This is a genomic window from Acidisarcina sp., assembly GCA_035539175.1.
Taxonomy (GTDB): domain Bacteria; phylum Acidobacteriota; class Terriglobia; order Terriglobales; family Acidobacteriaceae; genus JANXZS01.
On record DATLIY010000007.1, the window covers coordinates 1,187,289 to 1,210,469 of the forward strand.

Annotated in this window: 23 protein-coding genes; 12 read left to right on the forward strand and 11 right to left on the reverse strand. The window is 59.2% G+C overall.

Features of this window, described 5'->3' with window-relative positions; genetic code table 11:
* Positions 1-94: 94 nt before the first annotated feature.
* The 7 genes from VM554_07675 to rplM all read right to left on the reverse strand — a co-directional run bounded on the left by VM554_07675 (position 95) and on the right by rplM (position 5,485).
* Entirely contained in the window at positions 95-1,240 is a 1,146-nt protein-coding gene (locus VM554_07675) for an acyltransferase (protein ID HVJ08248.1), read from the reverse strand.
* Positions 1,204-1,908 carry a UMP kinase gene (gene pyrH, locus VM554_07680; GenBank protein ID HVJ08249.1) on the reverse strand — a complete coding sequence of 235 codons (705 nt, stop codon included), beginning with the start codon at positions 1,906-1,908 and terminating at the stop codon, positions 1,204-1,206. Before pyrH ends, VM554_07675 begins: the two co-directional genes overlap by 37 nt.
* Before the next feature lie 72 nt (positions 1,909-1,980).
* On the reverse strand, positions 1,981-2,496 hold the full coding sequence (locus VM554_07685; protein ID HVJ08250.1) for a DUF4188 domain-containing protein: 516 nt from the start codon (positions 2,494-2,496) through the stop codon (positions 1,981-1,983).
* A gap of 137 nt (positions 2,497-2,633) precedes the next feature.
* Positions 2,634-3,281, reverse strand: coding sequence for a translation elongation factor Ts (tsf, locus tag VM554_07690; protein HVJ08251.1), 648 nt, complete (start codon positions 3,279-3,281; stop codon positions 2,634-2,636).
* Positions 3,282-3,449: 168 nt separating this feature from the next.
* Positions 3,450-4,361, reverse strand: a complete 912-nt coding sequence (gene rpsB / locus VM554_07695; GenBank protein ID HVJ08252.1) for a 30S ribosomal protein S2 — start codon at positions 4,359-4,361, stop codon at positions 3,450-3,452.
* Positions 4,362-4,534: 173 nt separating this feature from the next.
* The gene (gene rpsI / locus VM554_07700; GenBank protein ID HVJ08253.1) at positions 4,535-4,930 is read right to left on the reverse strand and encodes a 30S ribosomal protein S9; all 396 of its coding nucleotides are present in this window, start codon (positions 4,928-4,930) and stop codon (positions 4,535-4,537) included.
* Positions 4,931-5,038: 108 nt separating this feature from the next.
* Positions 5,039-5,485, reverse strand: a complete 447-nt coding sequence (gene rplM / locus VM554_07705) for a 50S ribosomal protein L13 (protein HVJ08254.1) — start codon at positions 5,483-5,485, stop codon at positions 5,039-5,041.
* A 685-nt stretch (positions 5,486-6,170) separates the two neighbouring features.
* On the opposite strand from rplM, the gene VM554_07710 reads away from it, so the two are divergent.
* Positions 6,171-7,403 carry an energy transducer TonB gene (locus VM554_07710; GenBank protein ID HVJ08255.1) on the forward strand — a complete coding sequence of 411 codons (1,233 nt, stop codon included), beginning with the start codon at positions 6,171-6,173 and terminating at the stop codon, positions 7,401-7,403.
* Between the two features lie 177 nt (positions 7,404-7,580).
* Here VM554_07710 and VM554_07715 read toward each other — a convergent pair whose 3' ends face one another.
* The 3 genes from VM554_07715 to VM554_07725 all read right to left on the reverse strand — a co-directional run bounded on the left by VM554_07715 (position 7,581) and on the right by VM554_07725 (position 9,049).
* Entirely contained in the window at positions 7,581-8,060 is a 480-nt protein-coding gene (locus VM554_07715; GenBank protein HVJ08256.1) for a hypothetical protein, read from the reverse strand.
* Between the two features lie 280 nt (positions 8,061-8,340).
* Positions 8,341-8,583, reverse strand: coding sequence for a hypothetical protein (locus tag VM554_07720; GenBank protein ID HVJ08257.1), 243 nt, complete (start codon positions 8,581-8,583; stop codon positions 8,341-8,343).
* A 286-nt stretch (positions 8,584-8,869) separates the two neighbouring features.
* Positions 8,870-9,049 (reverse strand): hypothetical protein, encoded by a 180-nt coding sequence (locus tag VM554_07725; GenBank protein HVJ08258.1) that lies wholly within the window; start codon positions 9,047-9,049, stop codon positions 8,870-8,872.
* A 130-nt stretch (positions 9,050-9,179) separates the two neighbouring features.
* Here VM554_07725 and VM554_07730 point away from each other — a divergent pair, with 130 nt between their 5' ends.
* The 7 genes from VM554_07730 (at position 9,180) to VM554_07760 (ending at position 16,115) form a co-directional block, all read left to right on the forward strand.
* The gene (locus VM554_07730; protein HVJ08259.1) at positions 9,180-9,416 is read left to right on the forward strand and encodes a hypothetical protein; all 237 of its coding nucleotides are present in this window, start codon (positions 9,180-9,182) and stop codon (positions 9,414-9,416) included.
* Between the two features lie 217 nt (positions 9,417-9,633).
* Positions 9,634-10,404 (forward strand): electron transfer flavoprotein subunit beta/FixA family protein, encoded by a 771-nt coding sequence (locus VM554_07735; protein HVJ08260.1) that lies wholly within the window; start codon positions 9,634-9,636, stop codon positions 10,402-10,404.
* 142 nt (positions 10,405-10,546) lie between these two features.
* The gene (locus tag VM554_07740) at positions 10,547-10,813 is read left to right on the forward strand and encodes a hypothetical protein (protein ID HVJ08261.1); all 267 of its coding nucleotides are present in this window, start codon (positions 10,547-10,549) and stop codon (positions 10,811-10,813) included.
* Between the two features lie 73 nt (positions 10,814-10,886).
* Positions 10,887-11,876: an electron transfer flavoprotein subunit alpha/FixB family protein gene (locus VM554_07745; protein ID HVJ08262.1), complete on the forward strand. Its 990-nt coding sequence runs from the start codon at positions 10,887-10,889 to the stop codon at positions 11,874-11,876.
* A gap of 93 nt (positions 11,877-11,969) precedes the next feature.
* Complete coding sequence (locus tag VM554_07750) at positions 11,970-13,748, forward strand: electron transfer flavoprotein-ubiquinone oxidoreductase (protein ID HVJ08263.1); 1,779 nt, start codon at positions 11,970-11,972, stop codon at positions 13,746-13,748.
* Between the two features lie 128 nt (positions 13,749-13,876).
* Positions 13,877-14,953: a GTP 3',8-cyclase MoaA gene (moaA, locus tag VM554_07755; GenBank protein HVJ08264.1), complete on the forward strand. Its 1,077-nt coding sequence runs from the start codon at positions 13,877-13,879 to the stop codon at positions 14,951-14,953.
* Positions 14,954-15,035: 82 nt separating this feature from the next.
* Complete coding sequence (locus VM554_07760; GenBank protein HVJ08265.1) at positions 15,036-16,115, forward strand: sensor domain-containing diguanylate cyclase; 1,080 nt, start codon at positions 15,036-15,038, stop codon at positions 16,113-16,115.
* Between the two features lie 6 nt (positions 16,116-16,121).
* On the opposite strand, the gene VM554_07765 is transcribed toward VM554_07760, so the two are convergent.
* Positions 16,122-17,126 (reverse strand): hypothetical protein, encoded by a 1,005-nt coding sequence (locus VM554_07765; protein HVJ08266.1) that lies wholly within the window; start codon positions 17,124-17,126, stop codon positions 16,122-16,124.
* Between the two features lie 74 nt (positions 17,127-17,200).
* On the opposite strand from VM554_07765, the gene VM554_07770 reads away from it, so the two are divergent.
* From VM554_07770 to kdsA, 4 genes are all read left to right on the forward strand, one after another.
* Entirely contained in the window at positions 17,201-17,509 is a 309-nt protein-coding gene (locus VM554_07770) for a hypothetical protein (GenBank protein ID HVJ08267.1), read from the forward strand.
* A gap of 65 nt (positions 17,510-17,574) precedes the next feature.
* Entirely contained in the window at positions 17,575-20,193 is a 2,619-nt protein-coding gene (locus VM554_07775; GenBank protein ID HVJ08268.1) for a TonB-dependent receptor, read from the forward strand.
* A gap of 232 nt (positions 20,194-20,425) precedes the next feature.
* Entirely contained in the window at positions 20,426-22,093 is a 1,668-nt protein-coding gene (locus VM554_07780) for a CTP synthase (protein ID HVJ08269.1), read from the forward strand.
* An 82-nt stretch (positions 22,094-22,175) separates the two neighbouring features.
* Positions 22,176-22,985, forward strand: coding sequence for a 3-deoxy-8-phosphooctulonate synthase (kdsA, locus tag VM554_07785; protein HVJ08270.1), 810 nt, complete (start codon positions 22,176-22,178; stop codon positions 22,983-22,985).
* Positions 22,986-23,181 lie beyond the last annotated feature (196 nt).

The following is a 23,181-nucleotide window of genomic DNA, read 5'->3' on the forward strand; positions in this document are numbered from 1 at the left end:
CACGCAGTGCCTGCTCGCCCGCCTATGCAGCTCGCCCTATCCACGATGGAGCATAGACCCAGAAACGTCGTGGGCCGCATCCCAGCAGCCTGTTTCAGGCATTCAGCAGACGCTTCATCACGCGTGCACCGGGACGCTCCACCAGATGTAGTGCGGCCAACGCACCCAGCACGAGGAGCGCGTATGAGATCCAGGGGTCAAAGCGAATCAGCCCCGTCCACTGTAATGCACCGGATTCGTGCAGTAGCGTCCACATGTTGAAGTGCAGTAGGTAAAGGCAGTAGCTGGCTTCGCCAATCATCACAAATCCCCGAAAGCCGAAGAAATGGGACAGGGGATTCGTACCCGCCAGGCCGAGGATCAGCACCCCGAACAGCGGCATCAGGAGGCCGTCGTGCATCATGGCATACGGCAGCCGCGCCCCGTAGAAGAGCACAGCATACAGGCTGGCAAAGCCTACGATGCCCAGCCAGAAGCGTATCCGCGACGCAGCAGGAATCCGCTGATGTACGGCTGCCAGGGTCACGCCAAATAGAAACGACGGCAGATGCGGCAGCGGCGTATATTTCAGCGCCCTCATCCACACACCGTTGGTGTAGCGGCCCGGGTGCGGGTCCCCATCCGGCAGCAGCCACGTGTAGAGCGCCGGAGCGACCATGCCCAGAACCCAGAAGATCAGTAGCAGGGCAATGAGCCGCGACCAGCGCCGCGGCATGCGCCAGCGGATCAGAAACGGGAAGAAAGCGTAGAAGAAGACCTCGGTGGACATTGTCCACGCCGGAGTATTCCAGAATGTTGAGAGCGCCGGGCTCCAGCCCTGCAGCAGCAAGGGCGTCAGCACCACTCCCGCGATAAACATGGGTCTGGAGTGGGCGTAGAACTCCTGGTGCAGCATCTGCACGGAGATCAGCAGGCTGAGGAGGTAGACCGGGTACAGCCGCGTCAGGCGCGCCTTCCAGAACCGCCTGGCGGACACTTCCCCGCGGGCGCCGCGCTCTGCGTAGTTATACGCAAGGATGAATCCGGACAGCAGTAGGAAGAAGCTCACCGAGATGAATCCGGCATCGACCACCGGCGCGAGCCACCCAAACCATCGAGGATTGGAAAAGTGGAAGAAAACCAGGTTCATTGCAGCGAACGAGCGCAGCCCCGTCAGAGCAGGCAGCCGGGAGGGCTTGACTAGCCTGGCAGGGACTTCCCCACTCAGGCTGTCACCAGTGAACCGACCTTCTCTCCGCACACGACTCGGCGGATGTTGCCCGGCTGGTTCATATTGAAAATAATCATCGGCAGATTGTTGTCCTTGCAAAGGCTCACTGCGGTGGCGTCCATCACCTTTAACCCGAGCCGCAGGATTTCCATGTAGGTAATCTGCTCAAATTTCACGGCATCTTTACTCAACACCGGATCGGCGTTGTACACACCTTCAACCTTGGTCGCCTTCAGCAGGACATCGGCTTTGATCTCCATGGCGCGCAGGGAGGCAGCGGTATCGGTGGAGAAGAAGGGATTGCCCAGCCCGGCAGCGAAGATCACCACGCGGCCCTTCTCCAGGTGGCGCAGAGCACGCCGGCGAATGTACGGCTCCGCTACACGATTCATCTCGATAGCCGACATGACGCGGCAGACTACGTTTTGCTTCTCGATTGCGTCCTGCAGCGCCAGGGCATTGATCACCGTGGCCAGCATGCCCATGTTATCCGCGGAAACGCGGTCCATGTCCTTCGCCTGCTCTGCCACACCCCGGAAAAAGTTGCCGCCGCCAACCACGATAGCGATTTCGACGCCCATCGCGTGGACATCGGCAATTTCCTGTGCGATTTCGTGAACGCGGGTGACATCAACACCGAAGCCGCGGCCTGCGGCCAGAGCTTCTCCGGAGAGCTTCAGAACGATTCTCTTATACATTCCTCTGAAAGTATCGCATACCCATCCGGCAATCACAGTACCCGGAAATTGCAGCGTTCGCCCATTCCCCCGTTACCGGCCCCGATCCTCGTAAAGTTCCTTCTCTGAAAGAATGGACTCGCTCGTGAACTGCTTGCCGGCCCGGCTTGCGGCTCCAAACATCGGACCGCGCGCCGGAATCACCGGGGCGAAGGCCATGAACCCTATCGGGGCTGGCACGTCATCGTAGATCGCTTCCATGCCGCCGCGGCGGAAATACGTCTCGTGCCAAAATCCGGTTCCACCCGAATTCTTCAGAAAATCCTGCCACCACTGACGATGCGGGTCAGACCGGGTCCATTCCAACAGTGCATCCGTATCGCGCCAGTACTGACGCATGCCGATGTGCATCGGGAACAGGGAGTAGAGGACTGTCTCGTGCCGTAGGAGCCCATCGGGCCGCCCTTCCGCCGAAGCGGAGATCTTCGGGCCAAAGCCAAGGATCGTTTTGACCCCGGCGATTCGATTCACTCTCATACCCAGGTAGATCACCACCAGGTCCGGGTACCCAGAAAGATCAACCGTATTCCGCACAACACGCGTGGCCATAGACCGATAGGATACCTGTTGGCCGACGGCCGGCGGAGATCGTGCGGAATTTATATATATGGGGTGCGCCTGAGTCCGAAAAGCAAGAGGCCCGGAGCGTTTGCCCCGGGCCTCTGATGCCTGCGTAGCCCTCGCGATTATTCGGCGGCTTCGGCCGTCTGCTTGATCTGGGCGACCGTAAAACCAGCATCCCCTACCTTGAAGCGCGCAAAGCGGCGTACCGTCATGTTCTCGCCGAGCTTGCCGACCTTCTGGCCGATCAGTTCCTTGATCGTGACGGACTGTTCCTTGATGAAAGGCTGCTCCAACAGGCAGACCTCCTCGTAGAACTTGCTCATCTTGCCTTCCACGATTTTCTCGATCACCGGGGCGGGCTTGCCGGTAGCGGCGGCCTGGGCACGATAGATATCCTTCTCGCGCTCGAGATCTTCCGGGGTCACATCCTCCGGGCGAATGTAGCGGGGATCGGTAGCCGCGATGTGCATCGCAATGTCCTTCAGCAGCTCCTGGAAGTCCTCCGTGCGAGCGACAAAATCGCTCTCGCAATTGATTTCCAGCAGCACGCCAATCTTGCCACCGGCGTGGATATACGTGCCTACCGCGCCCTCGCTGGTATTGCGGGCCGCCTTCTTCGCAGCCGAAGCCATTCCCTTCTTCCGCAGAACGACAATCGCCTCTTCCAGATTGCCCTTGGCTTCCACCAGTGCAGAACGGCAATCCATCATCGGAGCTCCGGTTTTCTCACGAAGATCCTTTACCTGTGCAGCAGAAATGTTCTCACTCACGGTCGACATCCTTTTTTCCCTGATCACTCTCAGTTAAAAATCCACCAGCAATCGGAGCCATAGATTGCGGCTCCACTCATAAGCCCAGACATAAAGAAAGCGTGGCCCGAAAATTCCGCAGCCACGCTCCCTGAACAGCTCGACGCGAATCTTCGATTCGGAAACGCCTTACAGTCCGCTCTCCGCAGCCTCAGTATCATCCAAGGAAGTGATCGCGGCAGGAGCCTTGCGAATGCCTCCGCCCAGCGCTGCTTCCAGGTCCACCACGTCAGGTTCGGCCGCCGCGGTTTCGGATGCAGCGGAAACTGCATCGGCATTCGGCAGCGCCTCTGGCTTCACATCTTCTGCCTGGGTCGTGGTGCTGACACCGGCTACTTCGATGAACTGCTTATCGTTCGCCATCTGTACACCCTCGATCACCGAATCGGAGATCTTCGAAGTGAAGAGGCGAATCGCGCGCAGCGCATCGTCGTTGCCCGGGATCACATAATCGACCACCGTAGGATCGCAATTCGTATCCACTACGGCAACCACCGGGATGCCCAGCTTGCGGGCTTCGCTCACAGCGATGGCTTCGTTGTTGGAGTCGACGATGAACAGCGCGTCCGGAAGACGCTTCATGTTCTTGATGCCGGCGAGGTTCGCCTGCAGATGCTTGCGCTCGCGTTCCAGCTTGATGACTTCCTTCTTCGTCAACAGCTCGTAGCGGCCGTCGGTGGCCATCTCATCCAGTTCCTGAAGGCGCTTCACAGACTTCTGCACCGTGACCCAGTTTGTCAACAGACCGCCCAGCCAGCGCTGGTTGACATAGAACATGCCGCAGCGGTTTGCTTCTTCCGCAATGGCGTCCTGAGCCTGGCGCTTGGTGCCGACAAACAGAATGACCTTGCCACCCGCCGTCAGCTCAGTGACGAACTTGCTGGCTTCCTTGAACATCTTCAAGGTCTTCTGCAGATCGATGATGTAGATTCCGTTGCGCTCGCCGAAGATGTATTCCTTCATCCGCGGATTCCAGCGCTTCGTCTGATGCCCGAAGTGGACTCCCGCCTCGAGCAGCTCCTTCATGGTGATAGTGGCCAATCGACCTCCTCTTAAATTGCATTCCAGCTTGCCTCTCCGCGCTCGAAGCGAATCTGCCCCGATGCGGCCACCTGCTGAAATTTATCCCCTTTGGGGAAATTGAACTCCTGAAAATCCGTGCAGGCCCCTGACCAAACAGGAGCCCGCAAGATGAATGCGACAGGCCGAAGAGACTAGCGCTTGGAGAACTGGAAGCGTGCGCGAGCGCCCTTCTGACCGTACTTCTTGCGTTCCTTGATGCGGGCATCGCGCGTGACCAGGCCATCGGCCTTGAGCGTCTTGCGAAGCTCTGCATTGAAGAGCATCAGGGCCCGGGCGATACCAAGCTTAACCGCGTCGGCCTGCGCACTGACGCCGCCGCCGCGAACCGTCGTCACGACATCGAAGTTTGCAAGCGTCTCGGTCAATACCAGGGGACGCCGGGCGGAAACCCGCTGCTGCTCCGTCACGAAATAAGTTTCGAACGGCTTGTTGTTGACGACGAAACCGCCATTGCCGGGACGCAAAAATACGCGAGCAATGCTCGACTTGCGCCGTCCTGTGCCATAGTACTGTACCAAATCTGCCATGTCCGTCCTATGTAACTCGTTAACGTTCACCTGGTGAACGAATCTCTTCGAAATCCACAAAACCCGTGCTGAAGACTCATCTGCCCCAAAAAACTACGGGGCCTCCGACTACTTCTTTCCGAGCGACGCGAACTCCAGCGCCTGTGGCTGCTGGGCTTCGTGGGGATGCTTCTCTCCCTTGTAGACCTTAAGCTTGGTGGCCATCTGCCGCCCCATCTTTGTCTTGGGAAGCATGCCCTTGACCGCGTCTTCTACGATCTTCTCCGGACGGCGATCGAGCAGACGAACGAAGGACTCTTCGCGCAATCCACCGGGGAAACCCGTATAGCGGCGATAGACCTTCTGCTGGCTCTTCAAGCCGGTCAGGCGGATCTTCTCGGCGTTGATCACGATGACGTGGTCGCCTACATCAATGTAGGGCGTGTACCTGGGATTCTTCTTACCGCTCAGCACGCTGGCGGTTTCAGTCGCCAGACGTCCCAGCGTCTTGCCCGTGGCGTCCACGACGAACCACTTGCGGGTAATCTCGAGCGAGCTTGGAATATACGTTGACATCTCTATCCTGTTCTCCCCAGCAAAACCTTCCCACAGACACGCATTTGCTCACGCAAAGCGCCTCCGCGGTTAAAAAATAATTCCCACGGTGACAATCTCTGTTCGCGTGAGTGGCGCAGAATCAAACCGATTGGGCTTCCGGGTTCGCTTGCCTACTGTAGCTGCGGTGTGACGCAGGAGGGCAGACGCGGAACTGCGCAAGGACTTTAGAATAGTCGAAGACCAGAACAGAGTCAACGAACAAAGCCACGGAAACCGCTCTATTCCAAGATTCTAACCAGAAATCCTAACCAGGATTCTACCGGGAAACGCACCGGAGTGGAATCCTTGCGCGGCGTCATCCCCCATTGGGGTTACGCGGAAGTTGCACCAAAGGGATATTTCGAAGACGAGGGTAACTCGATACCATCCACCCGATGGCTATTCCGGAGAGTGCCCTATGTCTACTCGCGCAAGCCGGGCCCGCGCAGTTCGCAGTGGCCTCGCCGTTCTGCTCCGCATCGCCGTTCTGTTTGCCCTGACCGTTCTCTTCCTGTTGCCCTACTCGCAGGGCTCCGTGTGTTCCCCAACCCACAACTCCCGACCGGGAACAACACGATCACAGGTTGTTCTATCTGCTGCACTTACAGCGCACGCTGCGACATCCCCCGGTACCAGCACCGCTTTTTGATTTAGGAGCTTCCCTATGACGTCTCGACTGCTTACCCTGCTTGCCGCCTCGCTCTTGTCCTTGCCGGTTGCCGGCTTTGCGCAAGTTACCAAGACCACTCTCCCACAGCCGGCTCCCTCTCAGGCAGCCCAGGCCCCGCTCGTCTTCAAGGGCATTACTGAGGACCAGATCCGCGCCCAACTCAATGGTAAGTTACTGTTTCTGCGCGGCTTCTACCTGGACGACAACCTCAAGTTCAATGAGAATGGGCAGCTCATAGGATCGTCTCGAAAGGGGTCCTTTACCCTCTGCGCTGTCGATATCAAGAAGATCCACCTGACCAAGCACGATCTGGAGCTCGAGGGAGACCGCTATGGATTGCACTTCTACGGCGCCCTTCCGTATGAGGATGAGTCCAAGCCCTTTGACCGCGTTCGCCTGACAGGCAAGAAGTCCCGCTCCGTCAAGATATCGATTGAGCGCGAGCTGGTCGTGATCCCCAAAGTGAAGAAGCCGAAGAAGGGGGATGCCAAGTTGCAGGCGAAGGCCGCGACGCCCGGGAAACCCACCACCCCAGGCGAGGCCGCCGCTTCCGACAGCACCGCCTCCGAAGACGCCACTGCCAGCAAGCCAACTCCCACGCTGACTGCGGTAGATGTCGCGCCCGAGACTTCGACCCAGACCGATCCGGGAAATTCCAATGGCCGCACCACGACGTCCTCGCCCGCGCACAGCGCGAAGTTGCTGGAGGGAGCGCTGGCCAATATTTTTGCCGATCGCATCGACGAGAAGATGATGGCGACCCTGCCCGACTACTGGCAGTTCTACTACCAGGAAAAAGTGAACCGGAAGGAATTCAAGCCCGCTGATCCCAGCGTGCAGCGGGTTGGCGGCGAAGTCTCCGCTCCCCGGCTGCTGAATGGCCTCGAACCCGGCTCCAATGAGTTTGCCCAGGCAAATGGAATTGCCGGCCTCACCGTGTTTCGCACCGTCGTCGACAAACAGGGAAAGCCCACCGAAATCGCAATCGCCCGTCCCATTGGTTTCGGTTTGGACGAGAAGGCAGTGGAAGCGATTCGCAACTCCCGCTTCAAGCCTGCAACCAAGGACGGCGAGCCCGTTCCAGCCATGGTGGATGTAGTGGTTACGTTCCGCATCTACTCCAACCGCACACGGGGAGGACAAGTGGCTGAGCCGGGAATCAAGCCAGCCATGGCCGAGAATACTGCCCCGCCAACCAACGGAGCCAGGCCCGGAAATGGCAGGTAATCGCAGCAAAGACGACAATGGGGCGGCCTCTCCTTCCGGGAGACCGCCCCCATTGCTATTCTTGCCAGGCAGACTACGAAGCAAATGCTCCTGGAAGAGCAAATGCTCCAGCAGAAGTAGATGGCCTCCGAAGAGGCCATCTGAGTGGCTGCGATCCTCTGCAGCAGATGCCGGGCTTTACTGCACCCGGTCGTAAACCAATTTGGTGTGGATCACACCGCCCTGAGGATCCGTGATCGTGTAGATCCAGGTTCCAACCTTGCCATTGGGAGAAAGCGTAAAGGTACCCTTGGTGATCGTGCCGTCGGTATCCTTCTGAGTTTCGGCAACTACGCCGCCCTCTTCCGTGTAGGCATAGGTGGTCGAGGTGCCATCGGCGGGATAGTCCTTCCCATCAGCGGCCCCCTTGTACTTATAGGTAAACGTCATGCCGCTTTCCGCGGTTTCTGTGACGGAGAAAACAATGGAATCCGGAGCGTCGCTGGTTACGTTGACCAGCATGCTCTGCAGCTTGGGCCCATCGCCGAAATCGGATTTCGCCACATTCAGCTTCCAGTTGCCGACCATGGTTCCTTGCTTGGTCCCCTGGGCGTGGGCAATGCACGGAATCAGCGTGCAGAGGATAAGGGAGAGAATCTGACCCTTGATGCTTCTCATGGCTTCCTGCCTCCACTCCCTTGAGTTGAGGGGTCGGTCGAATCGGTCCCAACAGATGTGGAACTCCGCCCGCGAACCTCAGAAGTGTAGGGGGTGTTGCTAGCAAAAGTAGACCGGCACAATAGGCGAGTCAATGAGAATCGGCACTTTACAGCAACAACGGTGACAGCCGTCACACGGCCTCGGGGAGGAACGCAGTTTGAGGCGGTTTGGGTGATGCGGAGGGGTTGCCCACTGCTCTCCCTCCAGCCAGTAGCCGGAGAGAGCGCGGCAGACGGGTTCAGGCGGCGTGCGATCCGAAAGAATCCACCAACAACGGCTCAATGGACTCCTGGGGAGCAATGTGTGGCATGCTGACGTCTGTGAAGCGGCCCTGGGCTACTTCTGCGAAGACGAGATTCGCCGTATCTGCTGTGCGGGTAGTGCTGATGTGGAGCTTTTGAACGGCCTTCATCGTAACGGAGGCGAGCAAAAAACGATTCGGGATAACAATCCCGGCGGAATAGACAATTTGCGAACGCATGGAAGCCTCTTGGGCTGCGGTTGAGGTTCCTGAGGTGGTCTGGCTCAGGTACAGTTGGGGGGGAAGACGGGGAAATCACGCGAAACAAGCATCGGCGAAAATCCGCCACTTCATCTAGCATACGCTGTTCCCGTCAACTCTGGCATGGGAATCGCCAAACGGTCCATATTTGCCATGAAATCAGCCAATTAGCCTTTTGCTGTGAAATCAGCAGATTAGCCTTGGATTCTCGAACCAGGGAGCGCGAACAGGGCAATCGCGACCACCTCGGGTCTCTGGAGGACCGCTATTCCTCGCTTTGGGTCAACAGATCGCCGAGCGTCGTCTTATGCCTTCCCTTGCGTTTCTTCTCCCTTGCCTGGTCGTCGAGGATCTTCACCGGCTTGGGCTGCCCCACCACATCGCGGGCGTTGGATTTGACCGCCTTCGTCACGGAAAACTTCTTGATTCTCTTTTTCGTGGCCAAGTTTTCCTTCCCTCGCTATCTGCAGACCAGTTTGCCGCTCCTCCGCGAGTATGGAATACTTTTGCGCGGAAGTGTTGGAAAGTGGGTCCCCTCTATGGAAGAACGCGATTTTTTTGATGAGAAGCCGGAAATGCGCACTCATACCCTTACCTGTCCCCACTGCGGCAAGACGGACGAGTACCAGCTTGGCTGGCTGGTACGCCGCAAAAAGAACAGCCTGCCGCGGAATGCGGACGAACGCGATCGTGCGCGGTTTGCCAAGGCGCAATCCTACATGGTCCGCACCGATGACATGCTGGCATGCAAGAACATTCGCTGCCGCAAGCGCTTTGAGGTTGCCGGGGTGCAGTCGGTAGCCTTTCTGTAATGCAGTTCCCAGCCCGGTGCGGTCGTGAGACATGCGGCTCTTCCTCATGAGACCGTGCCGGCCTGTTCCTCTGACGGGAAATCGTTCGCGCCAATGCGATTCCCTGATGCAAGCAGACATGTTCCTGTTGTAGTATGCCTCGAATGAATCGCCGTTCACTTCTGCGGCGATCGGGTCCAGATCGTTAGTCGCCAGTCCATCCGGCGAGAGAGATGAAATGAAGATCCTGGTATGCATCAAGCAGGTTCCGCAGAAGGACGCGCCCCTCAAGCTCAACGACTCCGGCACATGGATACGGGAGGATGTCTCCTACGAGGTCAACGAACCGGACGCCTACGCCCTTGAAGAGGCTCTCCGCCAGAAGGAGAAGCATGGCGGGGAGGTCGTGGTCGTCACGGCAGGTCCGGCCCGCTCCCAGCAGGTGCTGCGCGAGGCGCTGGCCAAGGGCGCTGACCGGGCCATCCACCTGGAAGACGATCGTTTTGCCACGCTGGACTCCACCAACACCGCGCGCGCGATTGCCGCGGCAATCTCCGGTGAAGAATTCGACCTGGTGGTTACGGGATTGCAGTCCGACGACTACGGCGCTGCGCAGACCGGCGTGTTGCTGGCGGAGATCCTGGGATGGCCGCATGCGACCATCATCATCGGGATTGAAAAAACCGGCTCCGGCGTGCGCCTGAAGCGCGAACTTGAGGCGGGCCACTACCAGTTCATCGATATGCCGCTGCCCGCCGTGCTTACCATCCAGAGCGGCATCAACAAACTACGCTACGCCACCCTGATCGGCATTAAGCAGGCGAAGATGAAGCCCATGCGCAAGGTGACCTATAGCGAAGTGGAAGCAAAGCTTAGCGGCAACCGGCAGCAGATCGAGCGCCTGTACGTCCCGGTAAAACAGAAAAAGACAGAGATGCTGGAGGGCGCCCCCCCCGAGGTGGCCAGGAAACTGGTTGAGCAGCTGCGCAACACGGTTCACGTGATTTAATCTGGGGTGCCGCAGGAGGAGGGCAATCGATCGTCCCCGGCGGTACGAAGCAGTGGTACAAAGCAGGTGGATTTGCTCTAGAATCGAAAATCGAACAGGCGCGGTCGGCAGGATCGCGCGGGAGAAATGCAGGATGGCGAACATGAATCTTCCCCTTGAAGAACGTAACCTGACTCCCGATCAGGTGACCGCCGTTGACCGTCGCAGGCAGTGGGGCCTGGTCTTGCAGGTGATCGCTGGCCAGTGCGCCTTCTTTGCGGTGCTGCTGACGGTGTGGGCAGGACAGGACCTGACCTACTCACCAACGTGGAAGTATCCTATGGCGTACTACATGGTCTTGGTCGGCATTATCGCCGTCATCACCGGCGCCTACGGCACCTGGCTGCGTCGCGGATCTCCCGAGTTCTAAGAACGAGCGGGCAGCTCTAAAAGAAAACAAACCGGGAGAGAACACGTTGGCTGCTCCCCAAAAAGAAGGGCCCATGGCAGATAGCATTTTCGTTGTTGCGGAGCAGCGGGAAGGCAAGCTGAACCGCACTTCTTTTGAGACCATTGCCGCAGCGCAGGCCATAAGCAAAGAAACAGGTTGGCCGGTCGAAGTAGTCGTCGTGGGAGAAAACCTCGACGCGGCCGCAGCCGAGCTCGCCACCAGGAACGTTGCTCGCGTGTATGCACTCGAAGCTCCCGCCCTGGCCGCCTACACCTCGGACGCCTACGTCTATGCGTTGAAGAATTTTTTCGCGGAGAAACAGCCGAAACTGGTACTGCTGCCGCACACCTACCAGGTGCGCGATTTTGCCCCGCGCCTCGCGCTGGCTCTCGATCGCACGCTTATTTCGGACTCTGTCGGTTACAAATACGAAGGTGGGAAACTGCTCTTCACGCGGCAGATGTTTCAAGGTAAATTCGCGGCAGACGTCTCCTTCGTGGGCGAGGCTCCCTGGCTGGCGACGCTGCAAATCGGCGCGTTTCGCGGAGATCTCGCCGAGCCCGGCTCCGCCGCCGTGGAAAAAGTAACAGCTTCGGTTGCAGAAGCCGCTCCCCGCGTCGTACCCCACGAAATCTTCCAGGAAGAGAAGCAGGCCGTCGATCTCTCGCAGGCGGAGGTCATCGTCGCCGTGGGCCGCGGCATCAAGGAGCAGAAGAACATCGCTCTCGCTGAGGAGTTGGCCGAAGTGCTGGGTGGTGAACTGGCGGCCTCGCGCCCTATCTGCGACAACGGATGGCTTCCACTCGATCGTCAGGTGGGAAGCTCCGGCCAGACGGTCGCGCCCAAGCTGTACGTCGCCCTCGGCATCAGCGGCGCCATCCAGCACATCGTCGGCATGAAGGGTTCCCGCACCATTGTCGCGATCAACAAGGACGCGGAGGCTCCCATCTTTGAGATTGCGGATATCGGCATTGTCGGCAACCTCTTCGACATCGTGCCCGCCGTGACTGCGGAGATAAAGAAGGCCAGGGCGGGAGCATAGGCAGGCTCGCGCCGGTGCAGAGTCTCCAACCATCTCTACGCATCTCACGAAACATGCATACCGCAGCCTTTACACCTGGACGGGCGAGGCTCCATGATCCACTTTCGCAAACCGCTTGAAGGCATCGAACGCCCGCAGATGGAGGCTGACGTCGTCATCGTTGGCGGCGGTCCGGCGGGCATGGCCTGCGCGTTGCGCCTCTCGCAATTGATTGACGCACACAATGCAGCGCACCCCGACGCGCCTCTCGCCAAAGACAATATCTATCTGCTGGAGAAGGCCAGAGAAGTGGGCCAGCACTGTCTCTCCGGAGCGCTGCTCGATCCGCGTTCCATGCGCGAACTGCTGCCTGGCTTTGAGAGCGAAGCGCCGATCGATGGCGAGGTGACGAAGGAATCCGTCTGGTTTTTGACAGAGAAGGGCCAGCACAAACTGCCCATCGTCCCGCCGCCGCTACGCGATCACGGCAACTACGTGATCTCCATCAACCGCTTCGTCAAGTGGCTGGGGCAGAAGGTGGAAGAAGCCGGCATCACGGTGTTCACGGGCTTTGCCGCATCGGAATTGCTCTTCGACGATCTCTCCGTCTCCGGGCGCGTCATCGGCGTGCGCACCGACGACAAGGGCGTGGACAAGGAGGGCCGCCCCAAGGCGAACTTTGAGCCGGGTTACGATCTGCGCGCGAAGATTACCGTGCTGGCCGAGGGCTCGCGTGGCTCCTGTGCACGACAGTTGATTGAGCGGCAGAAGCTCGAAGATCCCGAACACGCGCAGACTTACGGCGTCGGCATCAAGGAGTTGTGGGAGATTCCCGCAGGCCGCGTCGCCCCGGGCGAAGTGATCTACACCATGGGCTATCCGCTCACCACGCATGAGTATGGCGGCGCGTGGATCTATGGAGTCAGCGGCGGAAACGGGAACACGCTCGTATCCGTCGGATACGCCGTCAGCCTGGATTACGAAGACCCGCGCACGGATCCGCACCACGTCTTTCAGGACTTCAAGCTGCATCCTTTCGCACGCCATATTCTCGAAGGCGGCAAGATGACGCGCTATGGCGCGAAGAGCTTTCCCTACGGAGGATGGCTCACCATGCCGCGGCTCGCCGGCGATGGCTGGATGCTGCTGGGAGACTCCGCCAGCTTTCTGAATTCGCAGCGCCTGAAGGGCATCCATCTCGCGATCAAATCCGGAATGCTGGCGGCGGAGACAGCCTTTGACGCTTTGCTGAGCGGCAATACATCAGCGTCGCAACTCGGCGACTATAAACATCGCGTCGATCGAAGCTGGATTCGCGAAGAGCTGTATCCTGTGCGGAATTTTCATCAGGCCTTCGAATACGGATTGGTGGATGGCCTTGCCAGGGTGGCCGTTCAACAGGTGCTGGGAGGAAAGAACCTCGGACCCGACTTCTGCAACACGGCCGGATACCTGCACATGAAGCATGCCGACGAGTTGAGCATCTGGGGCGACAAACGCGCGCACTTTCTGGGCAACGCCAAGGGAGATGGCAAGCTCACCTTTGACCGGCTGACGGACGTCTACCACTCCGGCACACGCCACGAAGACGACCAGCCCACCCACCTGGTCATCTCGGATCTGAACATTTGTAACAATACCTGTGTCAAAGAGTTCGGAAACCCCTGCCAGTACTTCTGCCCGGCAGCGGTATACGAAATGGTGGAAGAGGCTGCTCCTGCGACGAATGGCGAATCGCCGGGCAGTGCTGCTTCGTCAAAGCCGTCGAAGCAGCTCCATATCAATTTCGCCAACTGCGTGCATTGCAAGACCTGCGACATCATGGACCCCTACCAGATCATCACCTGGGTTCCACCCGAAGGCGGCGGAGGGCCAAATTACGACGGCATGTAAGTGGCTCGATCTACACAAGGTTGCTCTTTGAGACTCCGCACATGGGCTGACGGCTCGCGCCCTGTAAAAGGAAGCTCCATCTGAAAGCTGGCATCTGGCGTCCGCATCGAATAAAGTTAAAGGCCACGATGTCTACACCAGCCTATAGCGCGGCGACGACGTCTTCTTCCCTGCCGAAGCAGCGGCTCACGGATAGCCACGGCCGCGCGATCACGGATCTCCGCGTTTCGATCACCGACCGCTGCAACTACAAGTGCGTCTATTGCCGAACCGGCAACGAAGGGGCGCAGTACGCCGAGCTGCCCATCGCCGATTATCTCCGGCTCATCCGCGTCTTTGTGTCGCTGGGGATTGAGAAGGTCCGGCTCACCGGCGGCGAGCCTCTGTTGCGCAAGGGGCTGCTGGATCTGGTCCGCGAGCTGGCCGGTTTACGCACGAGCTTCTCCCCTGAGGGTGACCGGCTCGGGCAGGCAGAGGGCCGTCCTCTGGATATCGCCGTCACCACCAACGGCCATCTGCTGGCCGAGCTGGCCCAGCCGCTGAAGGATGCTGGCCTGTCGCGGGTTACCGTCAGCATGGACGCGGTCGATCCTGCCACCTTCGCCCGCATCACCCGCGTTCCCAAAAGCTTTGAGCAGGTATTGGCCGGACTGCGTGCGGCAAAGCGCGCTGGCCTCGCTCCCGTCAAAGTAAATTGCGTGCTGCTGCGAGGCTTTAACGAAGACCAGATTCCGGGGTTTGCCCGATTCGCCCGGGAAGAGGGCGTCGTGGTCCGCTTTATTGAGTTCATGCCGCTTGAAGAGGATCGGCTCTGGACGCCCGCCACAGTGGTTCCCATCGCGGAAGTGATTGAGCGATTGAGCCATTTCCGCCCCGTCGTAGCGCTGGAGCCCACCCACGCCAGCGAGACCGCCTGCCGCTATACCTTCGACGATGGCATCGGAGAGGTGGGCATCATCGCTCCGGTATCGCAGGCCTTCTGTGGGCAGTGCAGCCGCGTTCGCCTGACGTCCGATGGAAAGATCCGCACCTGCCTCTTTTCCCAGTCGGACCACGACCTGTATGGCGTCGTACGCCGCGGGGGAACGGACGCCGAAGTTGCTGATTTCATTGTGTCAACCATTGTGAAGAAGGAAGCGCGCCACCATATCGGCGAGCCTGGATTCCTGAAGCCCTCGCGGAGCATGGTGCACATAGGCGGTTAAGTCGATACCTGTTACGACGATACTTGGGGGCTCAATCTCGAACCTTCTGTGGCAGAATCATTCTGACAACGAGTACCGAGGGATGAACGAGATGGGTGCCAACCCCAAGCCGCTGCCGGGAGACGGTCCGCTTCACGACCTGATGGTCTTCCACAACGTGGCACGCGCGCTCACGTCATCGCTCGATCGCGACTCCATTCTTCGGGCCATCATGCAGCAGATGGAGCGCTTTTTTCAGCCGGATACATGGTCCGTCCTGCTGGTGGACGAGGACAGGAAAGATCTTTTCTATGCCGTGACCGTGGGCAATCCCGATCCAAAGCTGGACGAGAAGCGCATCAGGATCGGAGAGGGCATCGCCGGCTGGGTCGCCCAGCATGGAGAGACGCTGATTGTCCCGGAACTTGGTCAGGACCCACGCTTTATCTCCGAAACAGAGGCCATCTCGACGGGAGTACGAACGGTTGTGTGCATCCCATTGCGCTCCCGTTCGCGTACGCTTGGCGTGATTCAGCTCTTCAACTGCCGCCTGGACAGGCTGACGGATTACACGATTTCGTTCCTGCACGTGCTCTGCGACTATGCAGCCATCGCGGTCGAAAATTCCCGTTCCATGGAGCGCATCCAGGAGCTGACCATTACCGACGACTGCACAGGGCTGTATAACGTGCGCCATCTCTACACCACCTTGGGCAAGGAGATTGAGCGCGCCCGGCGATTCAAGGATCAGTTCAGTTTGATCTTCATCGATCTGGACCACTTTAAGGAAGTCAACGACAGGTATGGACATCTTTCAGGGAGCCGCCTGCTCGCCGAGATAGGCCAGCGCGTACGCTCGCAGGTCCGTTCCGTCGATTCCGCCTTCCGCTATGGAGGGGATGAGTTCGTGGTGCTGCTGCCGGGTACACGGAAGTTCGAAGCCACGCAGACTGCCCAGCGGTTGTGGCAGTCGCTGCGATCGGCGGATTATCTCGCCAGCGAAGGTCTGCACCTCAGGATCTCGGCAAGCTTCGGGGTGGCAACCTTCCCCGAGGACGGCTACTCCATTCACGAAGTCATCGGGGCTGCGGACGAGACGATGTACATGGTAAAAAATGCTCGTCGGGATGCTGTCGGCATTGCCGGCAATCCAACTCTGTTCAATCTCTTACCTGAGATCTAACGTCTGCTAGGGCCTGCTATTGCCCGACAGAGGTTGCACCGGCATTCGGGCATTCAGATTTTCCGGGGCCGTCGGATCAATCCGGAAATCCCACACCGACAGATTCACCTCTTTCGGGGAAACGATCTCCATCAGGGCGTATTCGCCAATGTCCAGCGGCTGTCTGGGGGTGAGCTTCATCCAGTGCTTTCCCGGAAGGATCTCCGCCGTGGTCTCGATCACGTCCTCGGAGTGGGAAACCTTGCCCAGCGCGCTGACGTTGACCGAGCCGATGACACGGACGTCCTTCCGCGTCTGCGCTCGAACAATGGCATAGCGGCTGCTGGGGGAGCTCTGCCCCTTCTCGTGTTTGCTGGATCCTGCCCCATTGGTTTCGACGGTAAGAGCATCCGTTGGCGCGGTATCCGGCTGATCGGTATCCAGACTCACGTAGAGCACGGGATCGTTGACGTGAAGCTGCACCTTGGAACGCGCTCCGTCGATCCGGATCTGCGACTTCAGACCGCCCAGAGGATTGAGGGTGCTGCGCAGCATGTTGTGCGCTCGGTCGCGGTTCACGTCGCCGTTGTTCTGGTCCACGCGCACCAGCTCCGGCTGCGCATGGAAGGTATCCAACGCCCACACGCCATCCTCATCCGGCAGACGCAGTCCGGGGGCAACCGTTGGCATCCGCAGATTCTCTTCCATGCGTTCCTGCTGTTCTTCCTTGTCAATCTCCGCCGCGGCCTGGGAGCCCGGCGAAGCATCGGCATTTGCCTTGTCAGCGGTTCCCGGGGCATGGTCCCGCGCCCACTTCTCGGTCGCCACCCAGTCCACCAGGCTTGAGGGCAACTCCTCCCACTGCCCGGCGCGCTCGGCGCTTATGTAGCGGACTCGATCCCCCACAACTTCATAGCGGCGGGTGATCTGATAGGAGCCGTCCTTCAGGATCAGCCGCTTATTGGGTGCCTGCGACAGCAAGGGAACGATTGCCAGGACCAGAAAGATTGCGAGATAACGAAAACGGATCATAGGACGTCTCTTAGACGAGGTTCGCCTGGGGAAGTTTGCAGGCATCTCTGTTATATGCTTTTAGTGGGGACGATTTGCGGAAACTGATACGCCAATTCGAGGAGGCCCGTTGGGGCTGGGCGCACTGGGCGGCTATCGCCTGCATCCTGCTGCTGGTTTCCGCCGCGACCGTACAGGTTGCCCATGCGCACCCCCTGACCAAGGCACCTGAGCATTGCCAGATCTGCCTGTCTTTTCACTCCGCACTACCTGCCCAGGTAGCCACCGCGCAGGTATATACCGCTGTTTGCGTCTTCGATTCCAGGTGGTACTCCGAAGATGTTCCAGCGCGTTTTGTGGCCTTCTCTCTGTCCAACCGTCCTCCCCCCCTGCCGCTTGCGTAGATGCCCCCTTGGGGGGTCAAGCCCGGGCCTATAAGGACCAGATATCCGCAGCAGACAGGAGCCACATGCCGTTCCATCGGTATCATTTTCTATTCTTGATTTTGATTTTTGGCGCGCTATTTTCTACCGCAGCCCTGGCGCAGTCCACGGGCACCTCGGGCAGTGTCGCCGGAGTGGTCACAGACTCCACCGGAGCCGTAATCCCAGGAGCCAGCGTACAGATTCAAAACCCGGTGACCGGCTTTTCCCGAAGCGTCTCCACCGATGCCGCCGGAGCGTTCACCATCCCCAACGTAGCTTATGGAAACTACCGTCTCCAGGTAAGCCAGCCGGGTTTTTCCACCGCGTCGGACAACATAAGCATCCACAGCCCCGTGGCCACGAGCCACAACTTCTCCCTTCAGGTCAGCACGACATCCACGACTGTTACGGTGGACGCGGACAACTCGGACATCGTCGAGAATGACCCCAGCGCGCATACCGACCTCGATCGCTCCCTCATGGATAAGCTGCCGATGTTGAGCACCAGTTCGGCACTGAGTTCGGCGATTACTCTTGCCAGCCCCGGCGTCACCGCCGACTCCAATGGAATGTTCCATCCACTCGGCGAACACTCCGATACCAGCTATAGCGTGGATGGGCAGCCGATCAGCGATCAGCAGAGCAAGACCTTCTCCAATCAGGTTTCGATGAACTCGATCCAGTCTCTGGAGGTGATCTCGGGCGTGGTTCCGGCGGAGTATGGCGATAAAGCCAGCCTGGTTGCGCGGACAACCACCCGTTCCGGCCTGGGCGCGACGAAACCAACCGGCAATCTCTCCTTCAATTACGGATCGTATGGCTCGAGCACCCTGAGCGCGGGCCTGGGAATTGGCGGAACGAAGTATGGCAATTTTCTGGCATTGGACGGAATGAACAGCGGCCGTTTTCTCGACCCGCCGGAGTTCCAGATCAAGCACGCCAGGGGAAACAGCGAGTCCATCTTCGACCGGGTTGACTTTGCTCCATCCAGTAGCGATTCCCTGCACCTGAACGTGAGCGGCGCGCGATCCTGGTTTCAGGTTCCCAACCAGTACGATCAGGAAGCCATGGGCCAGGACCAGCGCTCGCAAATCTTCAGCTTCAATCTCGCGCCGTTCTGGACCCACATCTTCAGCCAGAATGCCCTGTTGAGCGTCAATCCCTACCTGCGCCAGGACAATGCGCACTACTACCCCAGCAGAGACGTCTTTCACGACACGCCGGCCACCCTGGCTCAGGACCGCGCGCTGAGAAACCTCGGCATCAAGGTGGACTACTCCTACTCCCACGGCATTCACAACATCAAGACCGGCTTCGATGTGAATCACACATTTCTGCATGAGGGCTTTGCCGTAGGAATCACGAGCCCCAGCTATAACGCGGTGTGCTTCGATGCCTCCGGCAGCGCCGTTACGGACCCCAGCATCACCGAACCATCCCAGTGCGCCGCCCATGGCGATGTCGCCAACCCAGGATTTCAGGCTGGCCTGCTGCCCTACGACCTGACCCGAGGCGGAAAGCTCTTCGATTTTCGCGGATACACCGACGTGAAGCAGGAGGCTTTCTACTTCCAGGACAACGTGACGTGGCACAACTGGCAGTTCCTGCTCGGACTCCGCGACGATAACTACAATGGCCTGACGCACCGCACGATGCTGCAGCCGCGCCTGGGAGCCACCTACCAGTTAAAGCCCACCGGCACCGTTCTCCGCCTCGGATATGGCAGGCTGATGCCGACGCCCTACAACGAGAACCTCGTCCTCTCCAGCAGCACGGGAGGCGGCGGCCTGGGCCAGAACGCCGGCGCGTTTGGCGAGAAGGCATTGACCCCAGCCAGCCGCAACCAGTTCAATGCAGGGTTGGAGCAGGGCTTCGGCAGGCATCTCGTCCTCGACGGCGACTACTTCTGGAAGTTCACCCGGGGAGACTATGACTTCGATGTGCTCCTGAATACTCCGCTGACCTTCCCGATTCAGTGGCGTAAATCGAAGATCGATGGCTGGGACCTGCGCCTGAGCCTGACCCCGTATCACGGATTCACAGCCTACTCCGTCATGGGACACTCGCGGGCGCGGTTCTTCGGGCCGGAGTCGGGCGGCATCCTCTTCAACAATCCAACAGGTCTGGCATCCTACGCTCCCTTCCGCATCGATCACGATCAGAAGTTCGAGCAGACCACCCACTTCCAGTTCCAGCCCCGGCCGACTGGCGGCTGGTACGCCTTTACCTGGCGTTATGAGAGCGGTCTGGTAGCCGGCAACGCGCCTTACGCCGCCAACACCAGCGACCCGGTAGACCTGACCTACCTGACGGCGGATCAGCAGAGCCAGATCAAGCTCTCCTGCGGTGGCCAGCGAGCCACCCTGAGCGCACCGCTCACCAGTTGCTCGCCCAACCAGCTCTCGTCCCCGCTGATTAGCCTTCCGTCACCCGGAACCGAGAATGCGGACCGCAATCCACCGCGCATCGCTCCACGCAACCTCGTCGACATGGCGGCGGGCTGGGATAACCTCTTCCATCGCGATAAGTACAAGACCAACCTGAGCTTTACGGTGACCAATCTGACCAACAAGGTGGCGCTGTACAACTTCCTCTCCACCTTCAGCGGAACCCATTTCGTGCCGTCACGCGCCTACAGCATGTCTCTCGCGCTGAGTTTCTAGGCCTCTGGAGAAGAGATCTGGGGGAAATTGGGGCAGCCGCAGAGATCAGCGCTGCCCCAATTTCTCTGTCCCTGCTCTATCTTTTAGGAAATAAGACGTTTATCGGTCCCTATTCGGCAATCTTTGCTGCACCGGGCACATTCTTTGCTTCCAATCGTTTTCACTTCCTGCGATACTTGAACGTGCCCATCTGGTACGCCAATCAAACCAATCAGAATAAGGTGAAGCGGGAATGTCGGCAAAGTACATCTTTGTGACGGGCGGAGTTGTGTCCAGTCTTGGAAAGGGTCTGGCTGCAGCTTCGATCGGCTGTCTGCTCGAGAGCCGCGGTCTGAAAGTCAATCTAATGAAGTTTGACCCCTACCTGAATGTCGATCCTGGAACGATGTCGCCATTCCAGCATGGAGAGGTCTTCGTTACCGACGATGGCGCGGAGACCGATCTGGACCTGGGTCACTATGAGCGATTTACCCATGCTCACCTGACGCGCGACAACAACCTGACCACGGGCCGCATCTACGAGCAGATCATCACCAAGGAGCGCCGCGGAGACTACCTGGGCAAGACCGTCCAGGTTATTCCGCACGTCACCAACGAGATCAAGAACGCGATGAAGAAGGTCGCGGCGATGGGGCAGGACGTGACCATCATCGAGATCGGCGGCACCGTCGGCGACATTGAATCGCTGCCATTTCTGGAGGCAATCCGCCAGATGCGCCAGGAGCTGGGCCGCGAAAACACGGTCTTTGTGCACGTAACCCTGGTGCCGTGGATTGCCGCGGCACAGGAGCTGAAGACCAAGCCGACACAGCACTCCGTCAAGGAGATGCTCTCGATCGGCATTCAGCCGGACATCCTGCTCTGCCGCACCGACCGCTTCCTCTCCGCCGACATCAAGAGCAAGATCGCGCTCTTCTGCAATCTCGAAGAGAAGGCGGTCATCACCGCTCGCGATGTTCCTTCCATCTACGAGTGCCCGCTGATGTTCGCCGAGGAGGGCGTCGATTCGCTCGCGCTCCGCTACCTGCACATCGACGCGAAGGAGGCCAACCTGGAGGAGTGGAAGGCGCTGCTGGACCGCTGCTACCACCCCAAGGACAAGGTTTCGATCGCGATCGTCGGCAAGTATGTGGAGTACGAAGACAGCTACAAGTCGCTCAAGGAGGCACTTGTCCATGGAGCGATGGCCGAGAATCTGAAGTTGGAGATTACGTGGATTGAGGCCGAGGGCCTCGAGAGCAAATCCCCCGAGGATCGCTCTTACGAATCGCAGCTTGAGGGCTTCGACGGCATCCTTGTTCCTGGAGGCTTCGGCAAACGCGGCATTGAGGGCATGCTGAACGCCATTCGCTACGCCCGCGAAAAGCAGGTCCCCTACTTCGGCATCTGCCTGGGCATGCAGACGGCGTGCATTGAATTTGCCCGCAATGTCTGTGGGCTGACGGGCGCCAACTCCAGCGAGTTCGATCCGGCAACCTCATACCGCATCATCTACAAGCTGCGCGAGCTGATCGGTGTGGAAGAGATGGGCGGAACCATGCGTCTGGGCGCGTGGCAATGCGTTCTGGAGCCTGACTCCCTCGCCTTCGCAGCCTACGGGACGACCGAAATCAGTGAACGCCACCGTCACCGTTACGAATTCAATCGCGAGTATGAAGCGCTCCTGACCGGCGCCGGGCTGCGCATCACCGGCGCCACTCCTGATGCGACGTATGTGGAGATCGTCGAGATCCCAGGCCACCCCTTCTTCCTCGGTTGCCAGTTCCACCCCGAGTTCAAATCCAAGCCGCTGGAGCCGCATCCGCTCTTCCACGCTTTCATCCAGGCCTCCTACCGGAATCGGGGGGAGCACTCGGAAACCAGAGTTCCTCCGCAGGTCGAAGCCGGGATCAACCAGTAAGGAGCAGCGAATTTGCTGTTCAGCCGAATGGGCCTAAATTGCGGTCCATCCGGCTAACCCAATTTATGGTTGAATCGTGGAGATGAACACTTTTGATGTAGGACCAGTCCGGGTCGGTGGCCAGCAGCTATTTCTGATTGCCGGCCCCTGCGTGATCGAGAGCGAGAAGCACGTGCGCACCATGGCGGACGCCATCCAGCGCATCACCTCGGACCTCGGCATCCCGTATATCTTCAAAGCCTCCTACGACAAGGCCAACCGCACCTCGCTGCGCAGCTTTCGCGGCCCGGGGCTCAGGGAGGGCTGCCGGATCCTGCGCTCGCTGGCCGATGCTACGGGGCTGCCGGTGCTCACCGATGTACACCAGGCCGCCGATTGCGCGGCTGTAGCGGAGGCGGTGGACGTGCTGCAGATTCCCGCGTTCCTCTGCCGCCAGACGGACCTGCTGGCAGCCGCCGCGGCCACGGGACGGGCAGTGAACGTGAAAAAGGGCCAGTTTGTTGCGCCCTGGGATATGAAGCACGCGGTAGAAAAGATTACCGAATCAGGAAACCAGCGGGTCTTCCTGACCGAGCGCGGCGCCAGCTTCGGCTACAACAATCTTGTGGTGGATATGCGTTCGCTGCCGATCCTGCGCAAGCTGGCACCTGTGGTTTTTGACGGGACGCACTCCGTGCAGACCCCTTCTGCCGCTAACGGCGTCTCCGGCGGCCAGCCAGAGTTTATCCCGGTGCTGACGCGCGCCGCAGTCGCTGCGGGGGTGGATGGCCTCTTCCTCGAGGTACACGACGATCCGGCCAACGCGAAGTCCGATGGCGCGAACGCCCTTGATCTCAAATACCTGCGCGGCCTGCTGGAAACGCTGCTCGCGATCCACGCCGCGGCGAAATAACTTTAATCTCGCGCAGCCGAAGACGAGCCTTTAGCTCGTCGCCTATCCCGCACAATGGGCAAAATACAACAGGCAAAAAAAGGGCCCCTCGGGTGAGGGGCCAATCTGCCTTGGTTCTCTCGTTGTGTGAGAGCTTGGTTGCGGCCGGCATCTTCTTGTTTTTTGTTTGCCGGCCGGGTGCAGCGCAGTCTTCCTA